Origin of the sequence: Novipirellula artificiosorum, assembly GCF_007860135.1 — a bacterium.
Taxonomy (GTDB): Bacteria; Planctomycetota; Planctomycetia; order Pirellulales; family Pirellulaceae; genus Novipirellula_A; species Novipirellula_A artificiosorum.
Genome location: NZ_SJPV01000001.1, coordinates 816,781 through 832,175, shown reverse-complemented (window position 1 = coordinate 832,175; position 15,395 = coordinate 816,781). Strand labels below are relative to the sequence as shown.

At 55.6% G+C, this 15,395-nt stretch carries 10 protein-coding genes; 6 read left to right on the top strand and 4 right to left on the bottom strand.

What is annotated here, in order from left to right:
- The first annotated feature begins 78 nt into the window (after positions 1-78).
- From Poly41_RS02905 to Poly41_RS33800, 5 genes are all read left to right on the top strand, one after another.
- Positions 79-633, top strand: a complete 555-nt coding sequence (locus Poly41_RS02905) for a cob(I)yrinic acid a,c-diamide adenosyltransferase (protein ID WP_146524397.1) — start codon at positions 79-81, stop codon at positions 631-633.
- Positions 634-966: 333 nt separating this feature from the next.
- Positions 967-1,305: a P-II family nitrogen regulator gene (locus Poly41_RS02900; RefSeq protein WP_146524396.1), complete on the top strand. Its 339-nt coding sequence runs from the start codon at positions 967-969 to the stop codon at positions 1,303-1,305.
- A gap of 14 nt (positions 1,306-1,319) precedes the next feature.
- Entirely contained in the window at positions 1,320-3,947 is a 2,628-nt protein-coding gene (gene glnD, locus Poly41_RS02895; RefSeq protein ID WP_146524395.1) for a [protein-PII] uridylyltransferase, read from the top strand.
- A 257-nt stretch (positions 3,948-4,204) separates the two neighbouring features.
- On the top strand, positions 4,205-5,008 hold the full coding sequence (locus Poly41_RS02890; RefSeq protein WP_146524394.1) for a hypothetical protein: 804 nt from the start codon (positions 4,205-4,207) through the stop codon (positions 5,006-5,008).
- 255 nt (positions 5,009-5,263) lie between these two features.
- Positions 5,264-5,506: a hypothetical protein gene (locus Poly41_RS33800; protein WP_197231025.1), complete on the top strand. Its 243-nt coding sequence runs from the start codon at positions 5,264-5,266 to the stop codon at positions 5,504-5,506.
- Between the two features lie 541 nt (positions 5,507-6,047).
- On the opposite strand, the gene Poly41_RS02875 is transcribed toward Poly41_RS33800, so the two are convergent.
- The 3 genes from Poly41_RS02875 to Poly41_RS02865 form a co-directional block, all read right to left on the bottom strand.
- Positions 6,048-8,129 carry a right-handed parallel beta-helix repeat-containing protein gene (locus tag Poly41_RS02875; protein ID WP_197231024.1) on the bottom strand — a complete coding sequence of 694 codons (2,082 nt, stop codon included), beginning with the start codon at positions 8,127-8,129 and terminating at the stop codon, positions 6,048-6,050.
- Between the two features lie 91 nt (positions 8,130-8,220).
- Positions 8,221-10,185: a right-handed parallel beta-helix repeat-containing protein gene (locus Poly41_RS02870; protein WP_197231023.1), complete on the bottom strand. Its 1,965-nt coding sequence runs from the start codon at positions 10,183-10,185 to the stop codon at positions 8,221-8,223.
- A gap of 133 nt (positions 10,186-10,318) precedes the next feature.
- Positions 10,319-11,773, bottom strand: a complete 1,455-nt coding sequence (locus tag Poly41_RS02865; RefSeq protein ID WP_197231022.1) for a glycoside hydrolase family 27 protein — start codon at positions 11,771-11,773, stop codon at positions 10,319-10,321.
- Positions 11,774-11,868: 95 nt separating this feature from the next.
- On the opposite strand from Poly41_RS02865, the gene rlmKL reads away from it, so the two are divergent.
- Positions 11,869-14,271 carry a bifunctional 23S rRNA (guanine(2069)-N(7))-methyltransferase RlmK/23S rRNA (guanine(2445)-N(2))-methyltransferase RlmL gene (gene rlmKL, locus Poly41_RS02860; RefSeq protein WP_146524388.1) on the top strand — a complete coding sequence of 801 codons (2,403 nt, stop codon included), beginning with the start codon at positions 11,869-11,871 and terminating at the stop codon, positions 14,269-14,271.
- A 294-nt stretch (positions 14,272-14,565) separates the two neighbouring features.
- On the opposite strand, the gene trpA is transcribed toward rlmKL, so the two are convergent.
- Positions 14,566-15,366: a tryptophan synthase subunit alpha gene (gene trpA, locus Poly41_RS02855; RefSeq protein WP_146524387.1), complete on the bottom strand. Its 801-nt coding sequence runs from the start codon at positions 15,364-15,366 to the stop codon at positions 14,566-14,568.
- Positions 15,367-15,395 lie beyond the last annotated feature (29 nt).

Genomic DNA, 15,395 nt, shown 5'->3' with positions numbered 1-15,395 from the left:
CGTTCTCGGAGGCGGTCTCGAGCTGCGTTTTGGGCACACGGATTGTGCAGCGGCCCATATTTTGATTAGTTATCGATTATGAAAATCTACACACGCACAGGCGATTGCGGCAGTACCGGCTTGTTTGGGGGTCCGCGCGTTTCCAAGGATGATGACCGAATTGAAGCTTACGGAACGGTCGATGAGTTGAATGCATGCATCGGCACGGCTCGTTCCACGGTCGTTTCCGAGCAGGTCGATGGTCAATTGCAGCAGATCCAAAACGAGTTGTTTTCGATCGGTGCCGAATTGGCGACGCCGGAGCCGGACCAGCATGAGATGCGGATCATCAATGCGACGCACATCGCCCGGTTGGAGCAGTGGATTGACGAGCATGAGGCAACGCTTTCGCCGCTCAAGAACTTTATCTTGCCGGCTGGGACGAGTGCAGCGACCCAACTGCACCTTTGCCGAGCGGTTTGTCGTCGAGCGGAACGCCGAGTGGTGACCTTGGTCCGGCGACACGAGGTGAGTGTGACGGAGGAACTGATCGTCTACCTCAACCGGCTCAGCGACCTTTTGTTCGTGCTTTCGCGAGTCGCGAATCGAGATGCCCAGGTAGCAGAAGTTCACTGGGAAAGGCCGAGCACGTAGGGCGGCTTCGCTGCGCGGGACGAGCCGCCATCGGCGGACAAAAACGTCGCAGGTTTTCATGGTGCGTTTGCAAGAATTTTCCCAATCGCGGATGTAGGGGCGTCGAAATCACCAAACCGGCAGTTTGGGGCGAATCCGAACGTTCTCGAGCCTGACCGCTGGTGGGGTTGCATAGCGGGTGTACAATGTCTCGAGGATTTTGGACTCGGTTGATGGGTTCAGGATCACGCGTGGGTTGAGGGCGTTTTCGGGTGGCACGTGAATTCTGAAAAGGCTCTCACCGATCGAGTTTACCGAATCGAGTTCGTCAGACGAGAAAATTGAGGTATCGTTGTGAAGAAAGTTGAAGCCATTGTCCGTCACTTTAAACTGGAAGACGTGAAAAACGCGTTGACGGATCACGGAATTCATGGCATGACCGTCAGTGAAGTCCGCGGGTTCGGCCGACAGAAAGGGCATACGGAAATCTATCGTGGGACCGAATACGCGATCGATTTTGTGCCCAAGGTCAAGATCGAAGTGATTTGTGCCGACGAGAATTTGAAGATGGTGATCGATACCATTGTGCAGACGGCCCAAACTGGCCAGATCGGCGATGGGAAAATTTTCGTAACCAATCTTGAGGATTCGATCCGAATTCGCACTGGCGAACGCGGCGAAGAAGCCATCTAGACCGCTCGTTCTGCATGACTGCTAGCACCCTCCGTCCCGTCGTCCTTCGATGTCGCCAACGTCTTCGCGAGGGGCGTGCAAAGGCTCAATTGCAACATGATTCGGGTTCGCAGGGAATTCTGGTCTCCGCGCGATTAGCCGATTTGTACGACGACATCGTGCTTGATGTTTGGAATGGTGCAATCGAATCCTTCCAAAACGACCCCCTCCTCGGCGGTCTGGCGCTGGTTGCTCATGGTGGATTCGGACGGCGAGATTTGGCGCCCTATTCGGATGCCGACATGATGCTGTTGACCACTCGCGAATCCGAACCTTTAGCCACGCAAGCAGCAGCGAATCTGACGCGTGATCTCGTCGACGCGGGGATCCAAGTTGGCTTTTCGATCCGTTTGGCTAACGAAGCGTGCTCGTTAGCGTGGCTGGATCCGGTTATCTATTCCTCGTTGACCGAATCGCGTTTGCTTTCGGGTAGCTTGCAGCTTTACAGCAAGTACTTTCATATGCTTCGCCACGGAGCGATGCGACGACAAAAACGGATTGTTGCGGATGTGATTGCCGCGCGTCGAGAAGAACGCAAAAAGTGGGGCGAGACCAATTATCTGTTGCGTCCGAACGTCAAACGGTCACGCGGTGGGCTCCGTGACATCCAATTGATCCGTTGGATTGGTTTCGCACTTTACGGCGAGACCGATCTGGAACGTTTGGTCAAGCTTGGAGGATTGCCGGAAGAGGATTATCGCGTGCTGCGTCGCGCCACGGAGTTCATGCTGCGGCTTCGCAATGAGATCCATTTTCGCGAAAAGAAAAGCCAGGATGTGTTGGATCGTCCGATGCAATTGGAGATTGCCAAAGCGTGGGGCTATCCTGGCGAAGAAGGCAAGTTGCCGGTCGAGCAGTTCATGCAAGACTATTTTGACAACACGCGGAATGTTCGTTATGCATCCGGCTTCTTCGCCGATGATGCTCGAACGCAGCCCTTTTTGCATCAGTTGGTCGAACGATCGCTGTCGCGAAAGGTCTCCGAAAACATCCGCATGGGACCCAAGCACATTTGGGTGCCGGACCGAGCACTCAAGACGTTTGCGTCGAGTCTTCCGGATGTGTTGCGATTGATGTTTTTGGCGAACCAGAATCGTCGTCGTATTTCGCATCGGACGTGGCAAGCGATTCGGTTGGCGATGCAAGAACGCCCGCCGACGCTGCCGGATGCCGATTCGATTGGCGCATTTTTGTCGCTGTTAAGCCATCCCGGTCGTCTGGCAGAACTGCTGCGGCGATTGCATGAGTTGCGAATCATTGAGCAGTTCATCCCCGCATTTAAACGCACACGCGGATTGCTGCAATTCAACGCGTATCACAAATACACTGTGGACGTGCATTGCATCCGCGCCGTGGAAGCGGCCACGTTATTGGTCGACGGTTCGTCGCCGATGGGACGCCGCTATCGACGGCTCAAAGACAAAGGGCTCCTCCATTTGGCGTTGCTGATTCACGATGTTGGCAAAGGCTACGATGAAGAGCATTGTGCCGTTGGGGCTCGAATTGCGTTGGAGACAGCCGAGCGTTTAGGGTTGGATGCGGCTTCAACCGAGACGCTGCACTGGTTGGTGCTAAAGCACTTGATCGTGAATGTGGTTGCCTTTCGACACGATCTCAGCGATCCGCAGATCGTGCTGTCATTCGCGGCGGAGGTGGGGTCGATCCGGCGGCTCGAGTTATTGATCGTTCACGCCGTAGCGGATCTACAAGCCGTCGGTCCGGATGTGTTGACCGATTGGAAGTTGAGTTTGATTGAGGATCTCTACAAAAGGACGCGGCGATACTTCGATACCGGTCATTTGCCCGGTAGCGAAGACGATCCCGAGATTGAAAAGATCCATGAGCGGGTTTCGGCTCGCTTGGAAGCCAAGGCTGCTCGGAGATCGTGTTTCGAACTGCTTGAGAACCTTCCCTTGTCACTGCTCACTCGCAGTGAACCGGATCAGTTGGTCGATCAATTGCAAGAAGTTGCCAAAGAGTTGGACGCGGATTCTGGGGCAATTTGTCTCTCTCAGTACGATCCGGTCCTGTCGGCGATGCGGTACACCGTTGTCCGCCGCGAGCCGAAACAGTCGATCGGAACCTTCGCGCGTGCGACGGGAGCGTTCACCACCGCGGGGTTGTCGATTCTTCGGGCTCAGATCGAAACGGTCGGGGATGAGGTCGCTTGGGACGACTTTTGGATCAGTGATCCCGACTATCCCGAGTGCCCTCCGCGAAGTCGCACCGACGAGATCTGCGGGCGAGTACGTCAATTGTTGGATTCACCTGACAAACCGCTACCGCCACAGCGTCGGACGTGGTCCTCGAAGCATCTGGAAGGGTCGCAGGTCAATGTGTTACCGACCAAGGTAACGTTTGACAATGATACCGTGGAGCGGTTCACGATCGTTTCCTATTTTGCGTATGACGAAGTCGGTTTGCTCTATCGTGTCGCTTCGACATTCGTGCAGCAGAATGTGGTGTTGCATTTCGCGAAAATTGATACGCATCTTGATCAAGTCGCTGACGTCTTTTACGTCTCCGATCGTGATGGCAACAAGATCATGGACTCCGACTGGCAAGCCAGCATCGAAGCGGCCCTGCTCGATGCGATGAAGTAGGGGTTAGGTAAACCAAAGCGGTGGCGAAGACTTGGTCGCTCGCAACCATTGTTGCAGCGTCCTGACTACATTTTTCCACGGAATTGCGCCGCTAGATTTGTAAATGTCTTGACGCGCGGGAATGCTTAAGTAACCAGCGGATTCGTTCAGCACGATGCGGTCACGATTTCCTCCATTTGTTTACCAATGCATCGTCAACGATCGAGTTTGGCTGCTCTGCTTAAGTCAACCATCCTCTCCACATGGAAGTACGTTCTATGCATAAACTACTGTCAATCGCTTTCTTTAGCCTCGCTGCACTGGTGGTTTCCAGCGCATTGGCCGATGGCGACTTGGACTCACTGCTCCAAGAGATCACCTACGATGAGCCACAATTGATGGCTGACGTCCAACCGGTCCCCGACCAAGCATCTCAATTGGTTTCCGAATCCTCCACGTTTGACCGAGGGGAACCCGCTTGGAACACTCCGCCCGATGATTCTCAAGATCGGTTCACCCGAGTCGATGAACTTCAAAACCCTAATCGATCGGCCCCGCAGCCGATTTCGGATCCACCGGCTCAGCAGTTTGTCAATGCACCGGCCAACGTACCAGGTTACGCGCCGAATCCCCCCATCCCCAATGGACAAGCCTATGGAAATCGGAACCCAGTTGCGGCGATGCCCGTACCGCAAGCGTATGGCGCGGGGTGCGGATGTGGAGCTTGCCAATCCGCTCGCGCGTGCGACGGTCCATCCTGTGGGTGCGGTTCGTGTGCTCAAAGAGGGTGCGGGCATCCGCAAGAAGAGTATGTAATGATCCCGCACCGGACGCCAAACTTGCCCTCTTCGTCGATCTTGCAGTATTTCCGAAGCGACGCCTGTTACACGGGGCTTTGGGATGGCTACGCCCAAGAACGTGCGAAGCAGTGTGCAAAGCACCACAAACACATCCACGGGATGTGCGATTGTGCGGCGCGCTCGGCAGCCCATAAACCGCTCGATTGTTCGCTGCTGAGGGCGTCGCCGGGAAGTGCGCCGTGTGCATGTAGGGATCCCGGCTGTGACAGTTGTCGCTATTAGCAACTCGTCGGAGTCCACCTGACGGTGTGTGAGAACTGCCTAATCGTTAAAGTCTAGCGTGCGCCGCAGAGGTTGGAGTCATCCATCACTGCGGCGTTTCGTTTTTCAGTCAAAAAAAGGGAATCGATCGCGAAAGTGTTGTAGAGAATCGATCGACCTTGCCGATGTTATTAGCACCATGGATTGGGAGGGTGGAACGATCGGTGTCATCGTTCCAGCATTGATGGGCCATGTTGAGGCAGGGAGGGCTTCAACATGGCCCTTCTTTATTGTGGGTTCGGTCGCAGAGCACGCATCCAATGTGATGTCGAGACAAAGCTTGGAAATGCCAATGATCGAGTGGTGGGACAATTGATCGATTTGGCAAACGCGGCGATTTCGCGGCGTTTGATGGTGGAACTCGAAGAGGCGGGTGAACTTCGTTGGACGAACGATCTAACGCTGACCCTGGACTCGCTGCGGATCTATTGGACGTGCCCGCCGAAATCATTGCGTTGATCTATTCTTACCGCTGGACGATTGAAATTTTCTGGCTCATCCGGCGGAAGCGTGCGCAGGAGGTTTTCGAGGCATCTCTCCGGTGTCCCATCATTGCTGGCAGGAGCTATTTTCACTGGTTATCGTGCAGTTGCCGGGAGAAACGGAGTGGAGCTCTGCAGAGGTGCAACTTGACAAGGGATATCCCGGTCGACGGTGCGCCAAGGGTGCTACCGGTCCCCGGCGGACGACCGACCGTCGGGGACTCTTTTCTAAGAGAGCATTGGACACCGGAGCCATACCTCCAAAAAACCTCGAGTCTGGGTTCCGCGCGCTTCCGTCGGATGAGCCAATTTTCTTTCGCTTCTACAAGCAGCTGATGGGCGGGGCGCACTTGATCAGCCACAGCGACAACGGGATTGAGATTCAGGTCTACTGCTCGATGATCGCTTGCCGGGGGAAAAAGGGGACGGGGGTCTTTATGTGAAACGTACCTTTTCCTCTTTGAAATTGCCCCCGTCCCCTTTCCTCTTGCGTGTTCGAATCGGGAACGCACTGGTTGCTACGGTCCTGTCTCGCACCTCGGCCCGACGCCACTCAAATCGATCGGCTGAAATCCTAACTCGAATGCGGGTGAGGCGGCCGACAGCGTGAAATCCCCCGAGGCAGGGTCTGCGAAAAGAGGATCGGCGTATCTCGAGTGCTTGTCTTTGCCTCGTGCTTGCCACTCTTTCCAAGTATCGCCGGCAAAACGGACCTCCTCAACTCGCATATTGGGGTTGAAATACAGATTCCAATCGAATTCAAAGGTGCTGGTGACTTCTCGCGTCCCCGACTCCTGCTTGGGATGGAAGTGGAAGGTGTAGGGAGCATCCTTCCAATTCTTGGTTAGCAGTTCGCCATCACGCCAATAAACAAGGTTGTTTTCAAAGAAAACGCTCTTGTGAGGTTCACTCTTGCCACGGCTGATTTGTTCGAGCATTCCGTACGCAAAGATATTGTTACGCACCGTCACTTCTTTCGCATAGTGAATGTTAAACGGCGCGAATTTGGTATGGTGGACGACGTTGTTTTCGACTAACAGATGGGTCGAGCCTTCGTCGTGATAGATCCCCCATCCGCCATAGTGGTTGGCCGTGACATCGTGAATGTGGTTGTTGCGGATCACCGTGCCCGGCGAGACGCCCAAGGTATAAATGCCGCCCATGTCGGATAGCACGCCGCCGATGTCATGGATATGGTTGTACTCAATCTGATTATTCTGGCTGATGCTTCGCTGGTAGCCCCAAACCCAGCCGACGGAGATGCCGGTGTAGCCGCCGTGGTGAATGTCGTTGTGGGCCACCCGGTTGCTTTCGGTGTTGGCAAGCAGCATGCCGACGGCCGACGGATAGTCGACTCCGTAGTGGTGAAGATGATTGTCGGTGATTTGATTGTGGCTACTGCGATGCCAGGGCGGATCCTTCTCCGTCCCACCGTCGATGCGAATGCCACCCGCTGCGACGTTTGCGATCTCGTTACCAAGGAACTGGTTTGCGGAACAACCTGCGGTCACATCGATGGCCCAGGTTCCCAGGCCGCTAAAAAGGCAATTCTGAAACCGACAATGCTTGGCAGCATGCAAGGCCACTGCCGCTGGAACGCTGGCGGAGCCTTGACGATCGTTCGAGTTGCCACGCGGTAGTTCGAATTGCGTGTGAGTGAAGGCTAACCCCTCAAATTGCAGATGCTCGACAAATTCATGCTTTGCAAGATCACCGTGGATTTCAATGAGCGACGGCGCAACTGGGACCACGGCTAGCACGTTCGTCATGTCTTCGCCGGGCAGCGGGAAATAGAACAGTTGGCCCGTTTCACGGTTCAAATACCATTCGCCGGGGCTGTCCAAACCTTCGAAAACGTTTTCAACGATGTACCTGGCGCCGTCTTCGGTAAAGTCATCGGTGAAAACCTTGCCTGCTTTATGGGCAAATGTGACGAGGTTCTTTTGCTCGTCGACTTCTTGGATGGGCAAGTGCGAATCGGTCCAGAAGTGGTAGACGATTGTTTCAACGTCGCAGAGGTTCGTCCAATCCGAGCGGATGTCACCCGGCTTGAATTCGAAACTCTTGCAATCCGTGTGATAATTGGTTGTCTTGGGTGTACCCTCCGGACATGCGGCCACTCGCAAGTAACCTGCGTTCGGAATTCTTGCCCGCGTCCGTTGTTCGCCGTTGATGTAGAGTTGGTGAAAACTCCGCTTGCGGTTCGCAAATTCCGGTAGCGTGACGACCCACAAATTCGGATCATGTCTTTGCCAGCCAGAGACCTTGCGTCCTCCATCGATCACCGGTTGTTGCCCATCGACGGCCTTGAAGAGCACTGGAAATTCCTCGCTGCCCGAGTCTCGAGGACCAAACGAGATCGGTTCTTCAAGTGTGTAAGTACCGCCGGCAATCCAAACGGTCACGGGGGCTTGCAAGGGACGCGACGCTTTCAAGACGCGGACCGCATCGCGAGCTTGCACGATGGTCGCAAAGGGTTTGTTGGCAGTACCGGGATGATTGGCGTTGCCATTTGGAGCCACAAAGAACTCAGCAGCGAGCGTGGCACTTGCAAAGAAGGCTAGGGCGATTGCACTGGCGAGTCGAAGGTGGGTTTTCATAGTCGAAGGTGGGAAGGGAGGTTTTGCTTGGAACCGGAGAAACCGTCGGCGTCGACGGCCAGGGGGGGAATCCGATGTCCTGTCTCGTCGTTTAAGGTAGATGCAACAGCACGACCAGGTCATTCGCTTCAGGAATGCTGCTGCGAAGGTCAGCGGACATTTCAGGGAGATCACGTTGGCCATCACCATCAAAATCGCCGGCGCGGTAGGCTGCGGCGTCCAACGTCGCGCCGATCACCCCGTCGGACTCGACGGCTGAAAAGGCCAGTGAGAAATCGGTCTGCGTCCTCCAATTCCAGACGATCGTATTTCGCCAAGGCCGGACGGGCAGGGCAGGGGAGAAGTCGATGCCGGACGGTGAAACCTCCGTGACGGTGCGGATTCTACCGTCACCGTTGATCTCAATCTGGTCGCCAACCCGAAAGGATTGTTGGACGTCGACACCGCGCAAGGCAAGTCGATCATCACGGCACTGATCCAGATCGGTTGCGATACCTTGAAGATGAGGCAGATTCCCCGGGATCGGTTGCTCTCGCTCGGCGTCATTCAAAAACAGGTTGTCTTGACCTTCAAAGTCGCTTTCGCTGTTTAGCACGTTGTTGAGAAACAGGTTTTGCGAGATAACGTAATTTTTGCCATCCATCCCGATGCTGCCCCAGCCACCGAAGCCAAAGGTGTTGTGGGTGACGGTCCAATCATTGGAACTGTGGTGGCCGAAAATGACCAACCGAGCGCTGGTTCCGAAAAAAACATTGTTGGTAAGTTCGCCGCCGTAGGTCTGTTCGGTCATTAATCCTTGGCCAGACAACAGGATCAAGTTGTCGTGAAACTGGATGCCATGCACGCCACGATACGTTTGGAAATTGTCAGGGTGTCCGTGCAGCAAATGATGATGGACATAGTTCTGTCGTAGGGTCACATCATGAGTTTCCGGTTCCGCATCCTTCCCCGAGATGTCGCCGGCAACAATGATTCCATCGACGTAGTTGGCGAGCACTTCGTTTTGTTCAACCATGCCTCGCTGGGTCGACACGATCGAGATACCGGTATGATTGGCAAATGCGATCGAGTGGGCGACGCGGATGTCTTGGCAATTGCGAACCGAGACGCCGCTGTTTGCGTGGTTATGAACGATACATCGGTCGACGGTCAGTCGTTGGACCTTGCCCGCACTTAAACCGCTCGATCCGCTACCAGCAAACTCGATGCCTTCGACTCGGAAATCGGATTGTGGGTCCTTCCAATGCCCGAGCGTCAACAACGGTCGCGGTTGCTTAACGGTTTGCGTCCGCAGTAAGTCATCGGCGTCGCCGGGCATGAAGTAGAGCTTCCATTTGTCACCTTCACTTTCACACGCCCATTCGCCCGCGCGATCGATCAGCAGGTGGTGATTACAGAGGGTCAATCGATCATTCGCACCGAGTCCTCGCAGTTCTTTTGCATTCATGGCCAGTCGCCCGCGAGTCGAATCGATCGAATCGACGGGGATGATCTTGAAGACATTGCCACGCCCGAAAAAGACAAACGCGGCAACATTGGCTGGCGTACTGACGATTTCCGCAGCAGCTGGAAGGGAGTTCAGCTGGTCGCCAACATCGACGATTCCGCCGGGGACATCGCTCGAGACAATGGGCACCCAAGCATCGGCCTTATCCAGCGACGAGGCAATTCGCTGCGGCCGGTAGCCGACGTACAAGTTCGTTACCTTGTCGGGCACCGTCGTCGCATAGACCCCTTCGCGGAACGGTTGCCACTGGCCAATCTTGCTGAATCCGCTGACGATCACGCGGCTACCGGTGGCTGCTCGGATCGTCGAGGGCTGGTCTTGTGAACCCCCTTTGGAAAGTCGCAATGATTCATGATAGACGCCGTTGCCAACCGTAACGATGTCACCCCCCTGCATTGCATCGATCGCCTCACCAATCTTCTTGAACGGGCGTGCTGTCGAGCCGTCACCTGAGGTCTCGATCGAACCCTCGACGAACCACTCCGCCGCACGGGCGGACGTAGGCAGGGAAAGGGCAACGAGCAACGCGAGTCCAGAGCGAATGAACATGGCGGAGAGCTTCGGCGAGAGGAACGGTAGGTAGGAACCAACAACGCAAGCGACGCCGCTGCGGATTCTGGTCAATGGGCGGGGATCACCATTATACGACGACCACCCCGTCTCCACAAACCGGTGCGCTGCATCACTCGGGATGGATCCGATACAGCCCGGCCCCGTGAGCTTCGATCGTCGCGTACAGTGCATTGACCAAAGGCATTTCCTGACCGTTCCACAAGTCGCGCATCGTCGCGTTGTCTTTGACCTTGATGTCGGCCAACCTCATACCTACGGTTGATTCCCCGTGGTCGCGAGTGTTGAAAAGTGCGATGTACTTGTCGTTTGAATCGGGCACGTCGGCGACCCAGACGACTTGGCCGGACGAGCGATACAGCTGTCGATTGTTCGTGCTGTGTTGATTAACCGCCAGGACGTCGCGATTGGTTAAGAGCTTCAATTCAGACGGCCGCATCCGCATCAGGTCACCGCCATACATCAAGGGTGATCTGGCGATGCACCATAGAGTCATCAAGGTCCGTTGTTCTGCGGCGGTCAACCGCGAGACCCGTTCCAAGCCATCTTGGGGGCCACGCCGGTTCAGGACTCCGAACGGGATCATGTCTGCATCGGGCCAATGCCCGGCTCCAATGAAGTTTTCCCAAGTGTGGAGTTTTTCGAACTGGGCTTCCAGCGATTCCCAGTTGTCCCAGAAATCGGAGGAGATCCGCCACAGGTTCGCATTGGCTTTGACATGCTCGGCCATTTCCGTGGGTGTTTCGTTGCCAGGTGAGAGGCTGAGCACGATCTGTCGCCCACAACGATCGATTGCTTTGCGGTAGCCTTCGATTTCCTTGTCACAATAAGGACTGGCGATGTCATCGACCTTGATATAGTCGACGCCCCAACTCGCATACAGTTCCAATAGCGAATCGTAGTAGGCTTGGGCACCCGGTTGATCCATATCGAGTCCGTACATCGTGTTGAGCCATGAACACGTTGATTGGTCCGTGACCTGGTCGGCCGTGTACTGTGTTCCCTTGATCGGCATCTTCCGCGCCACCGCTTCGCGTGGGATGCCACGCATGACGTGAATGCCGAATTTCAGCCCGAGCGAATGAATATGGTCTCCTAAAGCCTTGAAACCGGTGTCGCCCGTTGCCGACGGAAACCGATCGACCGCCGGAAGCAACCGACCGTACGTATCCATCGGCAGCGAAGGTTTGAAGTCTTCGGTTTGTGGCGGATTGTTCAGGGCGGCAACGTGGGGATAGAACCAGCAGTAATCGACAACGACATACTGCCAGCCAAAATCCTTCAGATGTGCCGCCATGATCTCGGCATTCCCGCGAATTTCGTCTTCGTTCACCGCAGCGCCGAAACAATCGAAACTGTTCCATCCCATCGGAGGCGTTTGGGCCCAGTCGAGATGATCCTGAGCCGGTGCGGAAACGGTGCCGTGGAGTGTGATGGCTGCCACAAAACAGGCCATGCAAAGCGAGTTGAACTTCATGGAAAGGATCTTGTGTTCCGAATGGATGGTGAGTTGGCTCAGCCGCTTCGCACGAAAGGGGGCCGGATGGCGGTCCATTGTTGCGGACACGTGGATCCTTGGCAACGAAAAACCGCCCGAATAGTGGTTTTGTTGGTTTCGCGGTAGACTGATCGCTCGACCCCATTCCCGATCGGTTTCCTTCCATGAGTTCGAACTTGAACGACGAGTCCTACGATCTGATTGCCGCGTGTGCCTTTGGGCTCGAGGCGATCGTGCGCCGCGAACTTGAATCGCTTGGAATCGATGCGTCGATTGGCGAAGCGGGCCGAGTCCATTTTCGTGGTGGCCGAGCAGCGATCCTTGAAGCCAATTTGTGGTTGCGGACAGCGGATCGAATCTTGATTCGCATTGCCGAGTTTCCGGCAGCTGATTTCGATGCCTTGTTTGACACGACGCGCGCAATCGAGTGGGGTAAATGGATTGCCGTCGATGCCAGTTTTCCGGTCACGGGTCGGTCGGTGAAGTCGGCGCTGACCAGCGTTCCGGCATGCCAGCGAACCGTTAAACGGGCGATCGTCGATGCGCTGCGTCGTGATCACGCCACCGAGACACTTCCGGAAACGGGCTGCGAGTACAAAGTGGATATCGCGCTGTTGAAGGACGTCGCGACGATCACGATCGATACGACAGGACGAAGTTTGCATCGGCGCGGCTACCGGACCCATGTCTCCAAAGCACCACTGAAAGAAACACTGGCTGCGGCGATGGTGTTGCTGAGTTACTGGAAAGCGGGTCGCCCGATGATCGATCCGTTCTGTGGCAGCGGGACGATCCCTATCGAAGCGGCACGGATCGGACGCAACATCGCGCCGGGGTTGACGCGAGAGTTTGCCTGCGAGGCGTGGCAAGATTATCCCGCGGAGCTTTGGCAAGACGCTCGGGCAACTGCCCAGGCAGCGATCTTGCCGCCACTCGAAGAGCGGATCATCGGTAGCGATCTTGACGGTCGGGTTTTGCGTGCCGCTCGAGAGAATGCAGAGCGGGCCGCAGTCGCCGACGACATTCACTTTCACGCTCAGCCCTTGAGCGAATTGACCAGCAAACGACGATTCGGTTGCTTGATCACCAACCCTCCTTACGGCTTGCGAATTGGCAACGAAAGCTATCGCGAACAACGCGAACTCGATGCGCTGTACGAATCGATTCCGCATGTCCTGCGCAAGTTGCCGACTTGGTCACACTATTTGTTGACCGCTTATCCACGGTTTGAACGCGTCGTTGGGCGGTCGGCCGATCGACGCCGTAAATTGTATAACGGCCGGATCGAGTGCACCTATTATCAATTCCACGGCCCAAAGCCGGTGATCAATCCGCTGGCGACCAATCAGCCGGCGATCGACGAGCCGGTGAACGACGAGCCGGTGAACGACGAGCCGGTGAACGACGAGCCGGTGAACGACGAGCCGGTCAACGACGCGCCGGTGAACGACGAACTGGTGGCCGGTGAGTTGGAGGCCGATGCAAACGGGCTGCGAGAGGCGCGTGAGCCGGAAACCGGACTGGAAACCGGGGCACCGACAAAACCATCAACTGCGGACGGGGTGAAGCCGAAGCCCTACGTTCACGCATCCGGAACACCGGCCTTTGGGCATTTGTCGGACAAGGGGCTTGAGCAAGCGGAACTGTTCGCCACCCGGCTTCGTAAGCGAGCCAAACATCTGCGCCGCTGGCCCACGCGGCGCGGGATCACCTGTTTTCGTTTGTATGAGCGTGACATTCCCGAGATCCCGCTGATCGTTGATCGTTACGAGGACTACTTGCATCTGACGGAATACGAGCGACCTCACGATCGCGACCCGGCCCAACACGCCAACTGGCTCGATCTGATGGCCGAAACCGCTGGCAAGACGCTCGAAGTGCCCAAACAAAATGTGTTTTTCAAACGTCGCGGTCGTCAACGCGGCAAGACACAGCACGAAAAGGTGGATGAAACGAACCAAAAGATCGAAGTCCATGAAGGCGGCCTCAAGTTCTTGGTGAATCTGGCGGACTACGTTGACACGGGCCTATTCTTGGATCACCGGATCACGCGACAAATGGTGCGCGAGTTGGCGGACGGGAAGCATTTCTTGAATTTGTTTGCCTACACCGGATCGTTCTCGGTCTACGCGGCCGCTGGCGGTGCGAAGAGCACCTTAAGTGTCGACTTATCGAAGTCCTACTTGGATTGGGGTTGGCAGAATATGCGACTGAACGGGTTCTTGGGCAATCAGCATCGGTTTGTCGCCGAAGATGTCAAAACGTTCCTTCGCAACCATCCCCCAGGCGAAAAGTATGACTTGGTCGTGTTTGATCCGCCGACCTTTTCCAACAGCAAACGAACCGAAGAGGATTGGGATGTGCAAACCGATTCGCTCCCGTTGCTCAACGAACTGATGCCACTGGTGCGCAAAGGAGGCGTGATCTATTTCTCGACGAATTTCCGGCGATTCAAGTTTGACGTCGAATCGGTCTCCGCCAGTGAAGTCCACGAGATCTCCAATCAAACGGTGCCCGAGGATTTTCGAAATCGCCGGATTCATCGCTGTTGGCGAATCGTGCGATAAGTGTCATCGGAAACTCGTGTTTCCGAACACCACGCGCCGTCTCTCTTTATCCGGTAGGCTCAAATAATCGGGGCGAGGTCCACTCGATTTCTACTCAGCATGCGGCTGTCCAAGGAGTGCTAGCCCGGATTATTCATCCGTCCAAACCTTTTCCCCGTAACCCTTTGTATGCAATCAGCTTACATCGATTGAGTAAGAAACAGACTGCGCACGTTGGAGTCGTAGGCTTTAGCCGATTCAGCAAGGATCCAGCCGCAATCGGCTAAAGCCTACCACTCCAACGAATAATCTGGGCTAGACGGCGTCAATCGCAGACCGCAGCTGTTGGACAAATTTGCTGACTTTTTCGACGGCATCCTGTTTGCCTTCTGCTTGGGCGATGCGTCGGACGATGGCCGATCCCACGATCAATCCATCGGCAACGGGGGCCAAGGTCGCGGCCGTTTCCGGACTGCTGATCCCAAAGCCGATGCAGATCGGCAAATCGGTTTCGCCTCGCAGCCATGTCACCTTGTCGACCAGGTCCGAGGGCAGGGCGGTCCGTTCACCGGTAATGCCGGTCACCGAAACGTAGTACAGGAACCCCGATGACGATTTGGCAATCCGAACTTGCCGTTCCTTGGGGGTCGTGGGAGTGACGAGTTGTATCAGGCTAAAGTCGGCGGCCTTACATATTTGGGCGAATTCGGTGGCCTCCTCAACCAGCAAATCGGGAACGATCGCGCCGGCGTAACCCGCTTCAACGGCCTTTTGAACATACGCTTCGACTCCAACCCGGTGGATGATCGAATAGCTGACCATCGTGACGCGAGGCATTGCAACCTCGCCGACCATTCGCTTGCCCATCTCAAACACTTGTTGCAACTTGAAGCCACTTTCCAAGGCACGTTGATATGAAGATTGAATGACGGGCCCGTCGGCGATCGGATCGCTGTAGGGAACCCCCAGTTCGCACAAGTCCGCTCCGGCGCCGGCGAGCGAGCGAAGGATCGCTTCGGTCGTGTCGATCTCAGGGTCTCCTGCGGTCACAAATGGCATCAACGCCTTTCGCTTGGCACCACGAAGCTCGGTAAATAGTTGATCAATCGCTGACATGGGAAGGTTGGGTTAGGTGGTGTTTGGAA